The organism is Desulfosarcina alkanivorans (genome assembly GCF_009688945.1).
In the GTDB taxonomy this organism is placed as follows: Bacteria; Desulfobacterota; Desulfobacteria; order Desulfobacterales; family Desulfosarcinaceae; genus Desulfosarcina; species Desulfosarcina alkanivorans.
In genome coordinates, this window is sequence record NZ_AP021874.1 from 5,209,024 (window position 1) to 5,226,059 (window position 17,036).

Here is a 17,036-nt window from a genome sequence, read left to right on the forward strand (position 1 = left end):
CGCATCACACGAAAGCAGCCATTAACGTGTGGCGTCCCGGCTTCAGCTTTTCACGTAAACCCAAAAACTGAGGTTGGCGGCAGACGCGGCGAAGCAGGGAAACCGACCCGGAATGATTACGCGTCGAGGGAAGGTGCGGATTCGAAACAAAGGGGGGGCGTGCATGATCGATGATACACCTTATCTCATTGTGGACAATCAGAAACTTGTACCCGTCAACCGCAGATCGGGAATCAGCCGGACATCTGCCGACTTTTCAAATCCGGCGGATCTGCCATTCGGTGTGGTCGATCGGGTCACGATCTCAAGGGAGGGGCTGGAAAAAATCAGGCGGCAGCGAACCCTTTTCGAAGCCGAGCCGTCCCCGTTGTCGCCCGCATCCGGGAAAACGTCAGCTGCCGGGATTTCCCTTCCGGCAGAGGCGAGGAGACCGCGTGGCTGACCCATATGGCCCTGCCGCCGGGATACGACTGGCCCCGATGTCCCGGCCCATGGAGGCACCCCCGGGCAATGTCCGCCCCGTGGACTTCCTTCGCGCCCCGGTTCTTTTTCCAAAGTGTAAAAAGAGCTGACATCGGGCCCATGGTTCAGCGGGGGCCTCGCTCCTTGAAAGCACAAAAAAACACACAAAACCGGATAGATATATTCATTCTTATCCTTGGCACAGCCATTGCGATTCGCTTGGTAATGACCGTTGGTGGCAGCACATTCATTTATATGTGAACAGATAAAGGAGGTCGCCATGGCTGGAAATTACGTTCCGGGAACCTATGCCAAGCGAAAACCCGGCTCCGAAAAACTGGTGGGGCATTATGTCCGCCAATGGGAAAAACGGCAGTTGGCCCTAAATGCATCCGAACAGGCGGCTGCGGCACCGCTTGAACTGCCGCCCTGTATTGCCTTTTCCAGGAAGATTGGTGGAGGCGCGCTGGAGATTGCAGACATCGTGGCCGAAAAGCTGGGATACCGGGTGGCGGACCGGGAACTGATCGAGCAGATTGCCAGCCAGTCCAACATCAGCGAAAAGGCCATCGCCTATTTTGACGAACGGTTTCCGGGATACGTCAACCGGACACTGAAATACCTGTTCGGTGAAAAGGCGTTTATCGACAGCGACTATTCCAGGCATCTGATCAGTGCCGTCATTGCCATCGCGGGCCTGGAACCGACCATATTCGTCGGCCGGGGAACCCATCTGATTCTTCCGCGTGAACGGGTTCTGGCCGTGCGCTGTATCTGCTCCGATGCACGCCGGGCCGGTCGCATCGCCGATATCATGAAGATCGGCAAGGCTGAAGCCGAAAAAAAATTGTCCGGCATCGACAAGGAGCAGGCGGCCTTTTTCAAAAAAGTGTTCGGTAAAAAAGCGGCTTCGCCATACGAGTTTGACATGGTGATGAACCTGGATCATTTTTCAAGACCCGGGGATGCGGCCGACATCGTTGCCCTGGCATTCGATAAAAAATTCAAGGATGCCGGTTGATCGCCTCCCGCCGGAGAGCCGTTCCGCCCTGACGGCAGTGACCACCGACGAGGCCATTTCGCAGCGCGTCGCCACCTGGTTTCCGAGTCTTGCCGATCGCCGCCGGTACCGGTGCCATACCGATGCCACCGATTTTTACCGGGTGGATTACGGCGATGTGCTGATCCTGGACGGTCGTCCCTATCTGATCCTGAACAATGCCAAAGAAGGCCGTTTTGGGCTGGATGACCAGGAAAAGTTCTGGGTAAAGCGCGCCGTGGACCTGGAAAGCGGTCAGCGAAAAATAATCAAGCTGGTATTTTACGAACAATTCACCGCCCACATCGGAAACATCGCCTTCGACTGCTTTCGCAGCCCCCGCAAAGAGGCGCGGATCCTGGGCCGGGTGGCTGGCCATCCTCATTTCATGCAGGGCTTCGCCACCTTCGACAGCCGGGGAAACATTATTCGTGTGCTGGATTTCATCTACGGGAAATCCTTATACGACACCATCGAAGAGATGGCCGGCAGTCACCGGACCTATTTTTATAATGACTTCCCGGTAATTTTCGATCGGTTCAAAGCATGTATCGAAGCGATCGGCTATCTTCACGCCCGGGGAGAGAAGCACGGCGACATCAGGCGGGATCATATCATTATCGACCGTGAAAGCGGCCATTACCGATGGATCGATTTTGATTTCAACTACCGCCCTCGTGAAAACATATATGGGTACGATCTGTTCGGCATCGGCAACATCCTGATCTACCTGACCGGCAAAGGGGATCTGCTTGTGCCGGACCTTTTTCGACGGGCCCATCCGTCCATCGGCAGGCTCACCTCCCGGGACCGCAACATTGTCTTCCATCATCGGCTGGCCAACCTGAAAAAAATCTATCCGTATGTGCCTGAATCGCTGAATCGCATTCTGTTGCATTTCTCGGTGGGCGCCAACTGGCATTACGAACACGTCGATCAGCTTCTTGAGGATCTGGCCCGGGTTTCTCTTTGAGCGGTTATCGGCGGGTCAAACCCGTTTTGAGGACGTTGAATGGACCGTTTAATGCGCCATCATATGGTCATTGCCGTAGACGGATCGGAAAATTCCCGGCGCGCCGTGGAATATGTCGGGTCGTTCCTGGGCGGGCTGGCAGGATATACCGTAACCCTGCTGAACATCATTCATGCACCGGAAGGGGATTATTTTTCATCACCACAGGAGCGCGAACGCTGGATCGGGGCTGGCCGTGAGAAAGCGGAAAAATGGCTGGCCGGCTATCGGGACCTGCTGGTTGCAGAGGGGTTTTCTCCCGGTGACGTGGCCATCCGTATCGCCCAGCGGGACGGTCCTTCACTGGCACGGCTGATCCTTGAGGAATTGGCGTCGCTGGATGCCGGAACCATCGTTGTGGGCCGACAGGGTCTGTCTCCAAAGGAGGAGTTCCTTTTCGGATCCGTTTCCAGGCAAATTGTCAGCCATGTCCGCAGGCGCACCGTTTGGGTGGTTCAATAACACCACCTGGCATCACTTGTTTATTGGTTCGCATTGATGATATCCTGCCTGCCATCTTCTTTGCATTTTCAGCAGGATTGCCTGCAAGGTCTCACAGCCATGAATATCGAACTTGATCTCACCCGCCATTGTATCGAAACGGCACTGAAGCGCCGCAGCAATGCCGCCATGTCCCGCTATTTCAAGGCGAAAGCCGGGAAGATCAACCTGGAAAAGGAACTTGAACTGCTCGAACAGGCCCTTCTCGCCTTTGATTTTCAACAGTTGAGAAGCCGGTGGCCGGTTCTTTCCGGCGGCAGTGACGCCCGCGTTGTTCTCGCCCGGGATGGCGCCGGACAACCCGGTCTGATTTTTGAGAACACCGTCATCACCCCGCCGGCCACCCTGCGTTGACCGGCGACGCCATCACCCGGGATGGTTTTCCACCGCCGGTTCCCGTTTCGAAAAACCGATCTGGACCGGCCGGGGGATGCCGCCCCTGCGACGGTACCCGCAGGGGGGGGGGCGATGGGTTGTGCAGGCTTTCCCGGCAGGTCCAACGGCGACCCGCCGATGGGCAGATATGGCCCGGTTGGGCAAGAACGACCGGGGAAAAAAAACAACCCGCCGAAAAAACCGGTGTCGTATCTGCTTTTTTAACAAAAATTTTAAGTGGTTATGATTTTGTGCCGTGTGTGTACGGTAGTTGCATGTAACCTCTTGGTTCTTAATTTTAAATGGTATGAAAGCCAGAACATGTCGGAATCCACTGCACTGGTGCCCGTCCCCTTTTTTGCCCCGGTTCGGGCCGGCGCCGATTCGTCTTTCAAGTTCGGTGAACCCACCGGCGGCCCCTTGCTGCTGGAGCAGGGGGGCCGCACGGTTGCATCTGAACCGGACGATGGAATGGCCTACCGACGTGACGGCCGTCTCGTCGGTGATGCCTGCATCGGCATGATCGTCAACCTTTATGTTTGAGCCGACGCAAACCTTTTCCGATGCGCGTCGGCGATTAGCGTTGACCCCGCGTTTCATTCCCGCTATTAAGCCCACGATTTCGGACGCTGTCCCGCTGACCAACCTCTGAACGGCATCACAGGCTGTCAATGGAATCCTTGTCCCTTTATGCACTTTTCTGGCTGTGGCTTGCCGGCCTGCTTGCCGGGTTCGTAGACAGTATCGCCGGCGGCGGCGGAATCATTTCCCTGCCGGCGCTGCTCGCCGCCGGCATGCCGCCCCACCTGGCCCTGGGCACCAACAAACTCCAGGGCACCTTCGGCAGCATGACCGCCGCCTTTACCTATTCGCGCAAGGGGCTGGTCAGCCTGCCTGAAATTCCCGCGGGCGTCATCTTTACCGCCCTGGGCGCACTGGCCGGGACGGTCACGGTCCAGGTGCTTTCCCCGGATTCCCTCCGGCACATTATCCTGATCCTGTTGGCCGGTGTTTTTCTCTACACCCTGTTTTCACCGGATCTGGGCCGGCTGGACCGACGGCCATCCATGGCCGCACCCGTTTTTTTCGGCTGTGCCGGACTGGTTCTGGGGTTTTACGATGGATTTTTCGGTCCGGGAACCGGGGCGTTCTGGACGATTGCCCTGGTCGCTGTCCTGGGGTTGAATCTGAAAAAAGCCACCGCCCACACCAAAATATTCAACTTCACCAGCAACATCGTGGCATTGGGGGCTTTTTTTGCCGGTCATCAGGTGGTGATTTCCGCGGGCTTGCTGATGGGCGCGGGGCAGATGCTCGGGGCTTTTGCCGGATCCCGGCTGGTGATCCACAAAGGAACGGGGTTTGTGCGCGTTTTTTTTCTGGTTGTGGTGGCGGCCACCATCATCAAGATGGCCCATGCGACCTATGCCGCCCAATGAGGGCCAGGACGTCCGAACCAGAACAACATCTGCCTGGCTTCCCTGTCTCTATGGGCTGATCCTCAGCCGATGGCCTGCCTGCCGATCATTTTCTGCCTCGAATTGAATCACGCCGGCGTTATTGAAAAAAATTCATGTTGGGCCGGACAACCGTCTCCGGATTCCCGCTGAAAAATGAATCCAGTTCTCCCCGCAACGCCTTTAAATCGGCTGCATTGCCGATGCGTTTGAAAAAACTGTGGGCGAACTTGAAATTGGCGCTGTAGTAGAGGGCGAATTTTTTGTACCGCCGCAGCGCCCGACGGGCATCGAAATGCCGCTCCATCAGATCCAGCAGCGCAATGGCCGTGCGCCGGTAGATGCCGGGATCGGGAACCCGCACCCCGGCCATCTGGGCCATGATCCAGGGGCGGGCGATGGCCATCCGGCCGATGGCCACGCCGTCGCACCCCGTGGACGTCAGCATGCTCAGGCAATCGGTTTCATCAAACACGTTGCCGTTGCCCAATACCGGAATGGATACGGCCTTTTTGACCTGCCTGATATAGTCCCAGCGGGGCGGTCGGGAGCGCCGATCCGGGGCGACCCGGGGATGAAAGGTCAGGGCATCGGCCCCGGCACGCTCGAACCGGCGGGCCAGTTCCACCGGAATGGCCGGGTCGTTCTTCCATCCCGTGCGAAATTTGACGAACAAGGGGATCGATACGGCCCGGCGTACCGCGTCCACGATGCGGGCGGCCTGGTCCGGCGACTTCAGCAGGGCCGCGCCGCACTGCTGTTTGCAGATGGCGGCCACGCTGCAGCCGAAGTTCAGGTCCACCCCGTATACGCCGTTGTCTTCGACAATGCGGGCCGCCGTGGCCATGATCGCCGGGTCCGCGCCGAAGATCTGCATTACCAGATGGTGACGCTCCGCCTCCCGCCAGCGGAAATAGGCGGAACGGCCCGGTGTTTCCCGGGGGATTCGGCGCGCACTGCACATCTCCCCGAAGAGAAGGCCATACCCGCCGAAACCGGCCAGCAGTTCACGAAAGGCGATATGACCCAAAAAGGTCATGGGCGCCAGAACCAGCCGGCGATCAATGGTGGTCCCCGCGATGGCCAGGGGGCGATTGAGTCGTGAAACCAGCTCTGTCATCATCGTCGGGCCGGCCCTATTGCGGCCAGGCCAGGCGGTGGGGATGGCAATAGACCATGAGGCTGTCGTCTTTTCCCAGCGAGGCCAGGGTCATGTTCAGCGCCTCGGCCAGCCGGACAGCCAGTGCGGTGGGTCGTGAAATGGCCAGGATAACGGGAATTCTCGCCCGGGCGGCTTTTTGAACCAGCTCGTAGCTGATGCGTGAACTGAGGGTCAGCAACCGTGCCTGATCGAGATTCCCGTCGAGAAAAAGGCTCCCGATGGCTTTGTCCAGCGCGTTGTGACGGCCCACATCCTCGGCGACGGAAAGCGGGTTGAGGGCATGGTCATAGATAGCGGCGCCATGGGCGGCCCGGGTTTTATCCCGCAAGGGCTGGTGGTCGCCCAGCCGCAGCAGGCAGCCCAGCGTCCCCGTGCCGTCCAGCGGGTCGAGGTCCGCCACGGGGGAGAGCGCCTGGACCAGATCGGCGACGATCGTTTTGCCGCAGATGCCGCAGGAGGTCTGGCTGATATAGGTTCGCCGATCCAGATGGTCGGCGATGCGCCTTCGCCTCGCGTCGGTCACGGTGACGGTGACCACATTGGTGTCTTCACCGTCACAGAAAGCAATGTTGGCCAGGTCCCCGGGGGCGTCCACGATGCCTTCTCCCAGGCAAAAGCCGGCCACGTGGGGCTTTTCGGCGCCCGGGGTGCGCATGACGACGGCATAGGGCGACCCCTGGACACGGATGGACAGGGGTTCTTCGCCCACGAGGGCGATGGCTCCGGATTCGGTCCGCCCGTTTTTTACAATGCGGATTCGGCGATCATGACTGTCCACCATAAGATTTTCCTTCAGCTGTGTGGGGTTGTTGCCGCCGGTCGCCGGCTGATGGTTCCGTCTTTCCGGGCAGACCCTAATTATAAGGATTCACCCATGGTTGTCCACGTCTTTTGCCAAAAGGGCCCCGCACAGTTTTTTCTTGACAACGGGATGGGAAAGTTTAATATTTCTTATTTTTTGAATTCAGGATGATGGATTTGGTATACACAGGAGGGCAGGAACATGTACGCAGTGGTTGCCACAGGCGGTAAACAATATAAGGTCGAGGAAGGTGACATTCTCAGGGTTGAAAAGCTCGCCGGGGACGTGGGGTCATCGGTCGATTTCGACAAAGTCCTTATATTTTCCGACGGCGAAAATGTCAAGATCGGCCAGCCCGATGTAGACGGGGTAACGGTTCACGGGCAGATCGTGGCCCAGGGCAAGAGCAAGAAAATCATTGTTTTCAAATATAAACGCAGAAAACGGTATCGCCGCAAGCAGGGTCATCGCCAGCCGTTCACGGCCGTTCGCATCGACCGCATCGAGGCGTAATTCTTTTTCCGAAACACCTGCAAGGGTTGCCGTTCGATCGTCATTCGGTTCGGCGCCCTTTTGTTATTGAGGAGAAAACCATGGCACATAAGAAAGCAGCCGGTAGTTCCAAAAACGGTCGGGATAGTAACTCCCAGCGCAGGGGAATCAAGCGCTATGGCGGGCAGGATGTTCTCGCCGGCAATATTCTGGTCCGCCAGGTTGGCACCCGGATCCATCCCGGGGTCAATGTGGGAATGGGAAAGGACTACACCCTGTTTGCCCTGATCGACGGTGTCGTTACCTATGAACGGAAAGGCCGGGACCGTAAACAGGTCAGCGTCTATGCCGCGTGAAATTCATTGACGAAGCACGCATTACCGTCCAGTCGGGCAACGGCGGCGCCGGATGCGTAAGCCTGAGGCGGGAAAAATACATTCCCAAGGGCGGACCGGACGGGGGTGACGGGGGGCGCGGCGGAAATATCATTTTCAGGCCGACCACCAAAAAACGCACCCTGTACCATCTTCAGTTCAACCGGCATTACAAGGCCAAAAACGGGGCCGGCGGGCAGGGAAACAACCGGTCCGGCAAGGGCGGTGATGACCTGATCATCGAGCTGCCGCCCGGCACCCTGGTGATCGATGCCGACACCGGAGAACTTCTCAAAGACCTCGTCGACCCTGACGAGGTCTTTGTCGTTGCAAAAGGCGGCCGGGGAGGGCTGGGAAACGCCCGATTCAAATCATCGACCAACCGGACGCCGCGCTTCGCCCAGCCGGGTGAGCCGGGCCAGACGCTGAACCTGCGGTTGGAGTTGAAACTGCTGGCAGACGTGGGGCTCGTGGGGCTGCCCAACGCCGGGAAGTCAACGCTGGTGTCGAACCTGTCGTCGGCCCGGCCCAAGATTGCCGATTATCCGTTTACCACCCTGACGCCGAATCTGGGTGTGGTCCGGACCGGCCGCCGGGAACCCTTCATCGTCGCCGACATTCCCGGGCTGATCGAGGGGGCCCACACGGGCACGGGCCTTGGCATCCGGTTTTTGCGCCATGTGGAGCGGACCCGCATTCTGCTGCATCTGGTGGATGTGGCCGCTGTCAATCCGGACCATCCGTTGAAAGACTTCGAGACCGTCAACCGGGAACTGCATCGCTACAGCCCGGCCCTGGCCGAAAAACCCCAGGTCGTCGTACTGAACAAGATGGACGTGGACTGGGCGGAGGATGCGGCCACATTTTTCAAGCACGCCTACGGCAAGGATGACCTGATCCGGATTTCCGCCGCCACCGGCCAGGGTCTCGATCATTTGACGGCAACCCTTTGTACCCTGCTGGATCAACTCGATGAAGCCGAATCGGAAGAAAAAGACTAACGCCATTCAACGGGCCGTGGTGAAGGTGGGCAGCAATGTGTTGACCGCCCGGGCCGGTCTGAACATCGATGCCATCGCCTCCATCTGCAGCCAGATCTGCCGGCTTCTCGACCAGGGCATCCAGGTCATTCTCGTCTCTTCGGGGGCCATGGCGTCGGGCATGAAAAAAATGGGTTTTTCCACGCGACCCGAAGCCATCCCCAAGCGTCAGGCCATTTCCGCCATCGGTCAGGCGGGGCTTATCCGGGAGTGGGAGAAGGCCTTTTCAAGGTTCAACCGCAAAGTGGCCCAGATCCTGCTCACCAGCGATGATCTCACCAGCCGCAAACGTTACCTGAACGCCAGGAACACCATGAACACCCTGCTCGAATGGCAGGTGGTGCCCATTATCAATGAAAACGACACCATCATGGTGGAAGAGATCAAGCTGGGCGACAATGACAACCTGGCCGCCATGATCGCCCTGCTGCTGGATGCCGACATTTTCATTAATCTTACCGATATCGACGGCCTGTACGACAAGGACCCCCGGGTCTGTCCGGACGCCCGGCTGATTCCCCGGGTGGCCACCTACAGCAAGCGCATCGAAGCATATGCGGGAGACATTCCCGGCGCCCTGGGTACGGGGGGGATGCTGAGTAAAATCAAAGCCGCACGCAAGGTTACCGCCTCGGGGATTCCCATGGTGATTGCCCAGGGCTACCGGCCGGACATTCTGATCCGTCTGGCAGCGGGTGAGCCCCACGGCACTTTTTTCGTTCCCCGGGAGCACAAATTGAACCGCAAGAAATGCTGGATCGGATACACGGTCAACCCCCAGGGAACGCTCCGTGTCGACGACGGTGCGGCCGCGGCCTTGCTGAACAACGGAAAAAGCCTGCTGCCCAGCGGCATTGTCGAGGTCCGGGGGCAGTTCCCCGTGGGCGCCGTTGTCGCGGTCGTCACCGACGGATCCCAGGTGATCGGAAACGGGCTGGTGAACTACAATGCCGACGAGATTCGAAACATCATGGGGCTCAAGACCAGCCAGATCAAAACCCGCCTGGGCCAGAAAACCTACGACGAAGTGATCCACCGGGACAACCTGGTCATTACCGGGGAACCGGAAGCTGCCTGAAGCGCGACCCCTTTGGAAAGGAATTCGAATGGATATCCACCGCACCATCGGACAAATGGCCCGGGATGCCCGGCAGGCCGCCGGCGTGATCGGCCGGAGTGATGCGGCTCGAAAGAACCGGGCCCTGACAACCATGGCCGATCTGCTGGAACAGCAGGCGGAACGGATTTTCCGTGAAAATCGCAAAGACCTGCAGCGGGCGGAGGAAACCGGCCTTTCCGCTGCCATGGTGGACCGGCTCACCGTCACGGAGAATACCATTTCTGCCATGGCCGGCGGTCTGCGGGAAGTGGCCGCCTACCCCGACCCGGTGGGCACCATGGGCGAAACCCGGGTCCGGCCCAACGGGCTGCGGGTCTCCAGGATGCGCATCCCGCTGGGCGTGATCGGTATCATTTACGAGTCCCGGCCCAATGTCACCATCGATGCCGCCGGACTTTGTCTGAAGTCCGGAAATGCGGTCATCTTGAGGGGCGGGTCCGAGGCGCTGCATTCCAACCGGGCCCTTGCCGGTGTCATTGCCCAGGCCCTGGAATCGGCGGGTTTGCCGTCCCGGGCCGCCCAGGTGGTGCCCACGGATGACCGGGCGGCGGTCACCGCCCTGCTGGCCCAGGAGGAATTCGTGGACCTGGTTATTCCCCGCGGCGGTGAAGGGTTGATCCGATTTGTGGTGGAAAATGCCAAGATGCCCGTGCTCAAACACTACAAAGGGGTCTGTCATGTCTTTGTGGACCAGACGGCCGACCTTAAAATGGCCGAGGCGATCTGCTTCAATGCCAAGGTTCAGCGGCCGGGTGTGTGCAACGCCATGGAGACCCTGCTGGTCCACCGGCAGATGGCCCGGGAGTTCCTTCCGGCCATGGCCCGGCGGTTCGATGCAGCGGGCGTGCAGTTGCGGGGCTGTCCGCTGACCTGTGACATCCTGACCGGCATCACCCCCGCCACCGATGCGGACTGGCCCCAAGAATACCTGGACCTGACACTGGCGGTCAAAGTGGTCGCCGATATGGAAGCGGCCATGGCCCATATCGCCCGATACGGATCGCTTCACACCGAGACCATTGTCACCAGCGATTTCGGCCGGGCGCACCGATTTGTCCGTAACGTCGATGCCTCGGTGGTGATGGTCAACGCATCGACACGGTTTAATGACGGCGGCCAGTTGGGCCTGGGTGCTGAAATGGGCATCAGCACTTCCAAATTGCACGCCTTCGGCCCCATGGGGATCAAGGAATTGACCACTCAAAAGTTCGTGGTACTGGGCGACGGGCAGGTCCGGGAGTAGCACCGGCCCCCTCGGTAACCGTCAGGCACGGGAAGCATCCATGCGAGCAGGACTTTTCGGCGGAACGTTCAATCCGATCCACCGGGGGCATCTGATGGCCGCGGAACGGGTTCTCGATCATTTTTCCCTGGATCGGCTGTACATCATTCCCTGCCGGGTGCCGCCGCACAAATTCCCCGCCTACCTGGCCCCGGCCGGGGAGCGGATGCGGATGATCCAGCTGGCCCTGCCTGCAGACCCCCGCTACCAGCTGTCGGATGTCGAAATCCAGCGCAGCGGCCCATCATACACCATCGACACGGTGGTCCATTTTCGCACCCGGATCATTCCCGGCGCCGAGCTTTTCCTGATTACGGGGATGGATGCGTTTCTGGAGATCCACACCTGGAAAAACCAGCGCCGACTGCTGGAGTTGATCCAGCCGGTGGTGGTTTCCCGACCGGGGAGCGGCCCGACGCCAGCCCGCGACGATGCCGGCCGGCTGGACGGCTATATCCGGTCCCGGTTGTCAGGCGTTTATCATTATTGCGAGCTGGGGACGTGCTGGCGGGAAGCCGGCGGGAGCTGCATCCATCTGCTGCCGACCGCTCCGGTAGACATCTCCTCCAGTCGGGTACGTCAGCGGATCAGGGCGGGAAAAACCATTGGTGACCTTGTTCCAGACACGGTAAACGCTTATATTGAACGAAAAGGACTTTATCGATGACAGAGACGAGTGACGCCGACCTGGACATTTATGTCAAAGCGGCTTTAGGGAAAAAAGCCAAAAACCCGATCCTTCTGGATGTTCGCCACCTCACCAGCCTGGCGGACGCCTTTCTGATCTGCCACGGGACCTCCAACCGGCAGGTGAGCGCCGTAGCCGAACATATCCAGCGTGTTCTTAAAAAGCAGGGCATCCATGCCCTGAGTGTGGACGGCCTCAAGGAGGGCCACTGGGTGCTCATGGACTACGGGCATGTCGTGATCCATGTTTTTTACGAAAGCACGCGCAGCTTTTACGACCTGGAGGGGTTGTGGTCGGATGCCCGCCGTATCCGTACGGAAAGCCTGGCGCAGGCGGCCGACTATCCGGATGAGGATATGGATGTCGACGAATCGGTTTTCATCGAATAGCCGGACAGGCATCGGAGCGATGGTTTCAGCGGCATTATCGGTCGTCGCAGCAATAATCCAATTTTGGGGGAAAGATGAGGCGGAAAAAAACCCACATGCTGATCATCCTTGATGGATGGGGGATCGGTGCCGATGAACCCACCAATGCCGTCCTGATGGCCCGTACGCCCTTTCTGGACCGGCTCCAGGCCGCCTGTCCGTCGACACAGCTGCGCTGCTCGGGCCAGGATGTGGGCCTGCCCGCCGGCATCATGGGCAACAGTGAGGTGGGGCATATGAACATCGGTGCCGGGCGCGTCGTCTACCAGGACCTGATGCGGATCGACACGGCCATCGACGACCGGTCCTTTTTTGATAACGCGCCGCTATGCGGCATCATGGATACGGTTGCCGGCCGTGGCGGGGCGCTGCACCTCATGGGACTCGTCTCCGACGGCGGTGTTCACAGCCAGCTGACCCATCTTGTCGCCCTGCTGGACATGGCCCGTCAAAAGGGGCTTTCCAGGGTATTCGTGCACGCCATTCTCGACGGCCGGGACACCCCGCCGGACAGCGGGGCCGGCTATCTGAAGCAATTGCAGGACCACATCCGGACGACCGGTAACGGATCGGTCGCCTCCGTCTGCGGCCGTTACTACGCCATGGACCGCGACCTGCGCTGGGATCGGGTGGAAAAGGCCTACCGGCTCTATACCGAAGGCCGGGGCCGGCCGGCAACCGATCCGGTGGCTGCCGTCAAAACCGCCTACGGCCGCGGGGAGACCGACGAATTCGTCGAGCCGGTGGCGGTTGTCGGGGAAGACGGCCAACCGGTGGGAAGGGTGACGGACGGTGACGGTATTGTCTTTTTCAATTTTCGTGCGGACCGTGCCCGGGAGATCACCCGCGCATTTAACGATAAAGATTTTGCCGGATTTGAGCGCCGGATGGTTCCGGCGCTTTGCGGGTACACCACCATGACCCTTTACGACGAGGGGTTCGACCTGCCCGTGGCTTTTGGCCCCGTTCATCTGGATAATATTCTGGGGGAGGTGATCAGCCGGCAGGGGCTCCGCCAACTGCGCATTGCCGAAACCGAAAAGTATGCCCATGTGACCTATTTTTTCAACGGCGGCGAAGAGACCCCGTTTGAAAATGAAGACCGCTGCATGATTCCCTCCCCCCGGGAGGTGGCCACCTACGATCTGAAACCGGAAATGAGCGCCCCCCAGGTGGCCGACGAAGTGGTCGCGCGGCTGGATGCGGAGAAATACGATTTTATCGTGCTGAATTTTGCCAACATGGACATGGTTGGGCATACCGGCGTGATGGCCGCCGCTGTCAAGGCCTGTGAAACCGTGGATCGCTGCCTGAAGAAAGTGATCGACACACTTCTGGGGCAGGGCGGCGTGGCCCTGGTCACCGCCGATCACGGCAACTCAGAAAAGATGGCCGGTTCGGATGGAAAGCCCTATACGGCCCACACCACCAATCCGGTCCGCCTGCTGCTGGTGGACGACCACCTCAAGTCGGTCCGGCTGAGGGAGGGCCGTCTGGCTGACATCGGGCCTACCCTGCTGGAACTGATGGGTGTGGACAAGCCGGCACAGATGACCGGCCGGAGCCTGCTCGAGCGCTGATCGATCCGCGCCGGTCAGGTTCAATCCGCTGACAGGGCGATATCGACGTTCAGGCTGTCGGCCACGGCCGACAACCCTTTCTCCACCGCATCCAGGTCCGTATCGGTGGAAATCTGAACCAGAATGTCCATCACGTACAATGCCGTGCCGCTTTGCGGCGAGGCCGTGACGGTGGATTTGAGGTCGGCGATATTGATGCGCTGGTCGGCCAGAAAGCGGCTGATCTTGTAGACGATACCCGCCTGGTCCAGCCCCTCCACATGCAGTGTCCGGGAGATGAACCCGTTGCCGGACTTAACCGTTTCCTTCGGTTCGATGGGGCGGAGAAAAGCGGAGATGCCTTTTTCCTGTTCCAGCCGGCGGCAGGCCTTGAACAGGGGGTCCGCCACGTCTGCCGACCCGGCCGTAAACAGCAGGATCAGGGTGAATTGACCGGCCAGCAGGGTCATGGAGGTCTCCTCCAGGTTGCAGCCGTTTTCATACATTATCTCAGTGACGTCGGCGGCAATTCCGGGCCGGTCTTTGCCGAAGGCGGTCAAAATGAATCGCTGTCCCATAAAGGCTCCTCTCTGCGGGGATGGGGCACCCCCTGGCTGTGCCAACCCGCCGATTCGATTGATTACCGGGGTTGGCCGTTAATTCCATGAAAAACGATCGTCTGCGACAATCTGACAGGTCTTCGCGCCAGGCCGCCGCCGCTGCCCTGGAGACGGCTTTCCGGTTGCTGGCCCGGCGGGACCATACCAGCCGGGAACTGGCGGTTAAACTCCGGCAAAAGGGCTATGGCCGTGTCGCCATCGACGGCGCCATGGCACGATGCCGCGAACTGGGGTACCTGGACGACATGAAAACCGCCACGGCCATGGCCGGCCACCTGGTCCGAAGCGGATACGGCCCGTTGCGGGTTCGCCAGACGCTCTCCCAAAAAGGACTGGATGACCAGGTGGTCGAAAATGCCCTGGGCTGCTGCGGGGACGAAGATGCCCAGGTCCGCCTCGCCGGGCGCGTGCTGGAAAAAAAAAAGCCCCGCCTGGCCCGTGAGGCCGATCCGTGGAAGCGGCGCCAGAAGGCCTATCGGTTTCTGGCCGGCCGCGGGTTTGCCCCCATCGTCATCAACCGGGCCATCGGCGACGTCTGAAGTCCGTCGCTCAGCGGCGCAGGTAGGTGAAACCGGCGTTCGGCCGGCCCACGAAACAGGAATGGCTGAATCCGTAGCGCCGGATAACGGACAGGGCCCGGCGTGCCTCGGTTTCGCTTCGGACGAAATCAAACAGCCATCGCCGGCCGGACAGGATCTTCCAGCGGCCCTGGATTTTGCTTACCTTCAGCGTTCCCGGATCGAAGGCCACGCAATTCTCACCGGCCATGGCGCCCGATGGGCTTCCGCCTTTGGCCAGCATATAGGTAAATGAGGCCTGCGGCCGGCCAACGACGCAGGATCGGTCGAAACGGTAGTGCCTGATTACCTTCATTGCCCGGCGTGCTTCGGTTTCACCTCGACCGAAATCAAACAGCCAGCGACCCCCGTCAACGATTTTCCATCTTCCGTTCACGTATTGAACGCTTGCCGTGGCCGGGTTGAATCTCGTGCAGCCATCCTTCCCCGAGGGCTTCAAGGGGGGAAGCGGCCGGCTGCCGGCGGCTTGCCCTGCCAGGCGGGTCCAGCGCGAACCCACGAATCCGCCTGTCTTTTTTATGATCCGCAGGGCGTTCCCCTCTTTTCCAATTTCCAGTTCCAGGGTTCCTGAACCGGCGGCTCGTCCCTTGGGCACATCGGCCCAGTGGCCCTTGATACGGTTGCCGCTCGCCTGGCCGGAAAATACATTTGACCATGCCGGTTTAACCTCGGTGGATTCCCCGAACCAATACACCCGGCTGCCGGTCTGGCGCAGATAGTAAGTGCCCCCATCGTTGCCGGACCACCTTCCGGTCAGGTCGCCCCGGGCATGTGAGACCAGCACGGCAACCAGAATCAGGCCTGCACCTGTAATGGTTCTCATCCGAAGCCCCGCACCACGGGACAGGGAATGCCGGAGGAGGGGTTTCAACCCGTTACCTGCCGGCATGCTGCCGGTTTATCCCAGCGGATAACACCATGGTTTCCAATGCCGCGTAGGACTGGGCGCCCACCAGCCGGTGGTCATCCAGAACAAAGGTCGGCACCGCGGTAATTCCCATCCGGCGGGACCGGCGCCAATCCTCGTCCACGGCCTCACGGCAGGAGCGTTGATCGATTACCGCCTCTGCGGCCGCCGGGTCCAGGCCCACGGCGGCGCATATCTGCAGTAAGACCGGTTTGCGGGCGATATTTTCCCCACGCTGGAAATAGGCCAGGAACGCGGCGCGGTGAAAGGCATCGCCGCACCCCTGGTCCTCGGCCCATTTCCCCAGTTCTTGTGCCAGGCGGCTGTTGAAGGTCATTTTTCGATCCCCGAAGGGCAGGTCCAGCTCCCGGGCCACACCCCTCAGGCGAGCCAGCATCCCTGCAATGTCCACCGGCTGTCCGGCAAACAGTTCTTCCAGGGTCTGGCCCCCTTCGGGCGTTTCCGGGTGCAGTGGAAAAGATGTCCATTTCACGTCAATGGGAAATGCGGTCTGAAGCCGTTCAATACGCCCGGTACTGAAGTAGCACCAGGGTCAGATGTAGTCGGAATAAACTTCCAGGGTGGCGCGTTTCATTTTTTCGGCCTTCCTTTCCTCCACTTGGCGGCACGGCCTCGTGGTTTGCGGTCGCCGGCAGCGCTTACACCGGCCGGCGGATGTACGTGCTGTAATCCTTGATTTCCTGCTCATAGGCCCTGTTGAAACTGGGGCTGGAGATGATGAAGTCGGCCGTGGCCCGGTTGCAGGCGGTCAGGATATTGTAGAGAACGGACATCCGAAGCAGGGCCTTGACATCCACGTCGTGGGGCTGGGCGGACATGGGATCCCAAAAAAAAACGAGCACATCCAGATCTCCCTTGGCAATCATGGCCCCGAGCATCTGGTCACCTCCCAGGGGGCCGCTTTTCATGCGGCTGATGGAGAGGCCACACTGGTCGGCCAATAGCTTGCCGGTCGTTCCGGTGGCGAAAAGCTGGTGCCTGGCCAGGGTGGACGTGTTCCGGCGGACCCACATCAGAAGGTCTTCCTTGCGTTCGTCGTGGGCCACCAGGGCAATTCGTTTGGTTTTTTTCATGCTCGTTTTCCAGGTTGTGGACGGTGGGAAGGCATCTTATCCGT

The 17,036-nt window shown here is 59.8% G+C and carries 21 protein-coding genes; 15 read left to right on the plus strand and 6 right to left on the minus strand.

What is annotated here, in order from left to right:
- Positions 1 to 742: 742 nt before the first annotated feature.
- The 6 genes from DSCA_RS22860 (at position 743) to DSCA_RS22885 (ending at position 4,828) form a co-directional block, all read left to right on the plus strand.
- Complete coding sequence (locus tag DSCA_RS22860; protein WP_155318650.1) at positions 743 to 1,483, plus strand: cytidylate kinase-like family protein; 741 nt, start codon at positions 743 to 745, stop codon at positions 1,481 to 1,483.
- Positions 1,473 to 2,474, plus strand: coding sequence for a protein kinase family protein (locus DSCA_RS22865; RefSeq protein WP_167527922.1), 1,002 nt, complete (start codon positions 1,473 to 1,475; stop codon positions 2,472 to 2,474). The genes DSCA_RS22860 and DSCA_RS22865 overlap by 11 nt, the downstream gene beginning before the upstream one ends.
- Before the next feature lie 39 nt (positions 2,475 to 2,513).
- Positions 2,514 to 2,975 carry a universal stress protein gene (locus tag DSCA_RS22870; protein WP_155318652.1) on the plus strand — a complete coding sequence of 154 codons (462 nt, stop codon included), beginning with the start codon at positions 2,514 to 2,516 and terminating at the stop codon, positions 2,973 to 2,975.
- Positions 2,976 to 3,074: 99 nt separating this feature from the next.
- A complete protein-coding gene (locus DSCA_RS22875; protein ID WP_155318653.1) occupies positions 3,075 to 3,368 on the plus strand; it encodes a hypothetical protein in 294 nt (97 codons plus the stop codon).
- A gap of 342 nt (positions 3,369 to 3,710) precedes the next feature.
- A complete protein-coding gene (locus DSCA_RS22880) occupies positions 3,711 to 3,932 on the plus strand; it encodes a hypothetical protein (RefSeq protein ID WP_155318654.1) in 222 nt (73 codons plus the stop codon).
- A 128-nt stretch (positions 3,933 to 4,060) separates the two neighbouring features.
- Entirely contained in the window at positions 4,061 to 4,828 is a 768-nt protein-coding gene (locus DSCA_RS22885) for a TSUP family transporter (RefSeq protein WP_155318655.1), read from the plus strand.
- 118 nt (positions 4,829 to 4,946) lie between these two features.
- Here DSCA_RS22885 and DSCA_RS22890 read toward each other — a convergent pair whose 3' ends face one another.
- Together DSCA_RS22890 and fdhD are read right to left on the minus strand one after the other, a co-directional pair.
- Positions 4,947 to 5,969, minus strand: a complete 1,023-nt coding sequence (locus tag DSCA_RS22890) for a tRNA dihydrouridine synthase (RefSeq protein WP_231716251.1) — start codon at positions 5,967 to 5,969, stop codon at positions 4,947 to 4,949.
- A gap of 13 nt (positions 5,970 to 5,982) precedes the next feature.
- The gene (gene fdhD, locus DSCA_RS22895; RefSeq protein WP_155318656.1) at positions 5,983 to 6,789 is read right to left on the minus strand and encodes a formate dehydrogenase accessory sulfurtransferase FdhD; all 807 of its coding nucleotides are present in this window, start codon (positions 6,787 to 6,789) and stop codon (positions 5,983 to 5,985) included.
- Positions 6,790 to 7,011: 222 nt separating this feature from the next.
- Here fdhD and rplU point away from each other — a divergent pair, with 222 nt between their 5' ends.
- The 8 genes from rplU (at position 7,012) to gpmI (ending at position 13,814) form a co-directional block, all read left to right on the plus strand.
- Positions 7,012 to 7,323, plus strand: a complete 312-nt coding sequence (gene rplU, locus DSCA_RS22900; RefSeq protein ID WP_155318657.1) for a 50S ribosomal protein L21 — start codon at positions 7,012 to 7,014, stop codon at positions 7,321 to 7,323.
- An 80-nt stretch (positions 7,324 to 7,403) separates the two neighbouring features.
- The gene (gene rpmA / locus DSCA_RS22905) at positions 7,404 to 7,658 is read left to right on the plus strand and encodes a 50S ribosomal protein L27 (RefSeq protein ID WP_155318658.1); all 255 of its coding nucleotides are present in this window, start codon (positions 7,404 to 7,406) and stop codon (positions 7,656 to 7,658) included.
- Positions 7,655 to 8,677, plus strand: a complete 1,023-nt coding sequence (gene obgE, locus DSCA_RS22910; RefSeq protein WP_155318659.1) for a GTPase ObgE — start codon at positions 7,655 to 7,657, stop codon at positions 8,675 to 8,677. Before rpmA ends, obgE begins: the two co-directional genes overlap by 4 nt.
- Positions 8,649 to 9,794 carry a glutamate 5-kinase gene (gene proB, locus DSCA_RS22915; protein ID WP_155318660.1) on the plus strand — a complete coding sequence of 382 codons (1,146 nt, stop codon included), beginning with the start codon at positions 8,649 to 8,651 and terminating at the stop codon, positions 9,792 to 9,794. The genes obgE and proB overlap by 29 nt, the downstream gene beginning before the upstream one ends.
- Positions 9,795 to 9,822: 28 nt before the next feature.
- Positions 9,823 to 11,079, plus strand: a complete 1,257-nt coding sequence (locus DSCA_RS22920; protein ID WP_155318661.1) for a glutamate-5-semialdehyde dehydrogenase — start codon at positions 9,823 to 9,825, stop codon at positions 11,077 to 11,079.
- Positions 11,080 to 11,119: 40 nt separating this feature from the next.
- On the plus strand, positions 11,120 to 11,785 hold the full coding sequence (gene nadD / locus DSCA_RS22925) for a nicotinate-nucleotide adenylyltransferase (protein WP_155318662.1): 666 nt from the start codon (positions 11,120 to 11,122) through the stop codon (positions 11,783 to 11,785).
- Positions 11,782 to 12,195: a ribosome silencing factor gene (gene rsfS, locus DSCA_RS22930; RefSeq protein ID WP_155318663.1), complete on the plus strand. Its 414-nt coding sequence runs from the start codon at positions 11,782 to 11,784 to the stop codon at positions 12,193 to 12,195. Before nadD ends, rsfS begins: the two co-directional genes overlap by 4 nt.
- A gap of 74 nt (positions 12,196 to 12,269) precedes the next feature.
- Positions 12,270 to 13,814: a 2,3-bisphosphoglycerate-independent phosphoglycerate mutase gene (gene gpmI, locus DSCA_RS22935; protein WP_155318664.1), complete on the plus strand. Its 1,545-nt coding sequence runs from the start codon at positions 12,270 to 12,272 to the stop codon at positions 13,812 to 13,814.
- Between the two features lie 20 nt (positions 13,815 to 13,834).
- On the opposite strand, the gene DSCA_RS22940 is transcribed toward gpmI, so the two are convergent.
- The gene (locus tag DSCA_RS22940) at positions 13,835 to 14,371 is read right to left on the minus strand and encodes a glycine cleavage system protein R (protein ID WP_155318665.1); all 537 of its coding nucleotides are present in this window, start codon (positions 14,369 to 14,371) and stop codon (positions 13,835 to 13,837) included.
- Between the two features lie 86 nt (positions 14,372 to 14,457).
- On the opposite strand from DSCA_RS22940, the gene DSCA_RS22945 reads away from it, so the two are divergent.
- Positions 14,458 to 14,952 (plus strand): regulatory protein RecX, encoded by a 495-nt coding sequence (locus DSCA_RS22945; RefSeq protein WP_155318666.1) that lies wholly within the window; start codon positions 14,458 to 14,460, stop codon positions 14,950 to 14,952.
- Positions 14,953 to 14,962: 10 nt separating this feature from the next.
- Here the strand turns inward: DSCA_RS22945 and DSCA_RS22950 are convergent, their stop codons facing one another.
- From DSCA_RS22950 to DSCA_RS22960, 3 genes are all read right to left on the minus strand, one after another.
- Entirely contained in the window at positions 14,963 to 15,814 is an 852-nt protein-coding gene (locus DSCA_RS22950; protein WP_155318667.1) for a hypothetical protein, read from the minus strand.
- 52 nt (positions 15,815 to 15,866) lie between these two features.
- Positions 15,867 to 16,493 (minus strand): DsbA family oxidoreductase, encoded by a 627-nt coding sequence (locus DSCA_RS22955; RefSeq protein ID WP_331457123.1) that lies wholly within the window; start codon positions 16,491 to 16,493, stop codon positions 15,867 to 15,869.
- Between the two features lie 64 nt (positions 16,494 to 16,557).
- Positions 16,558 to 16,992 (minus strand): methylglyoxal synthase, encoded by a 435-nt coding sequence (locus DSCA_RS22960; RefSeq protein WP_155318669.1) that lies wholly within the window; start codon positions 16,990 to 16,992, stop codon positions 16,558 to 16,560.
- Between the last annotated feature and the right edge of the window lie 44 nt (positions 16,993 to 17,036).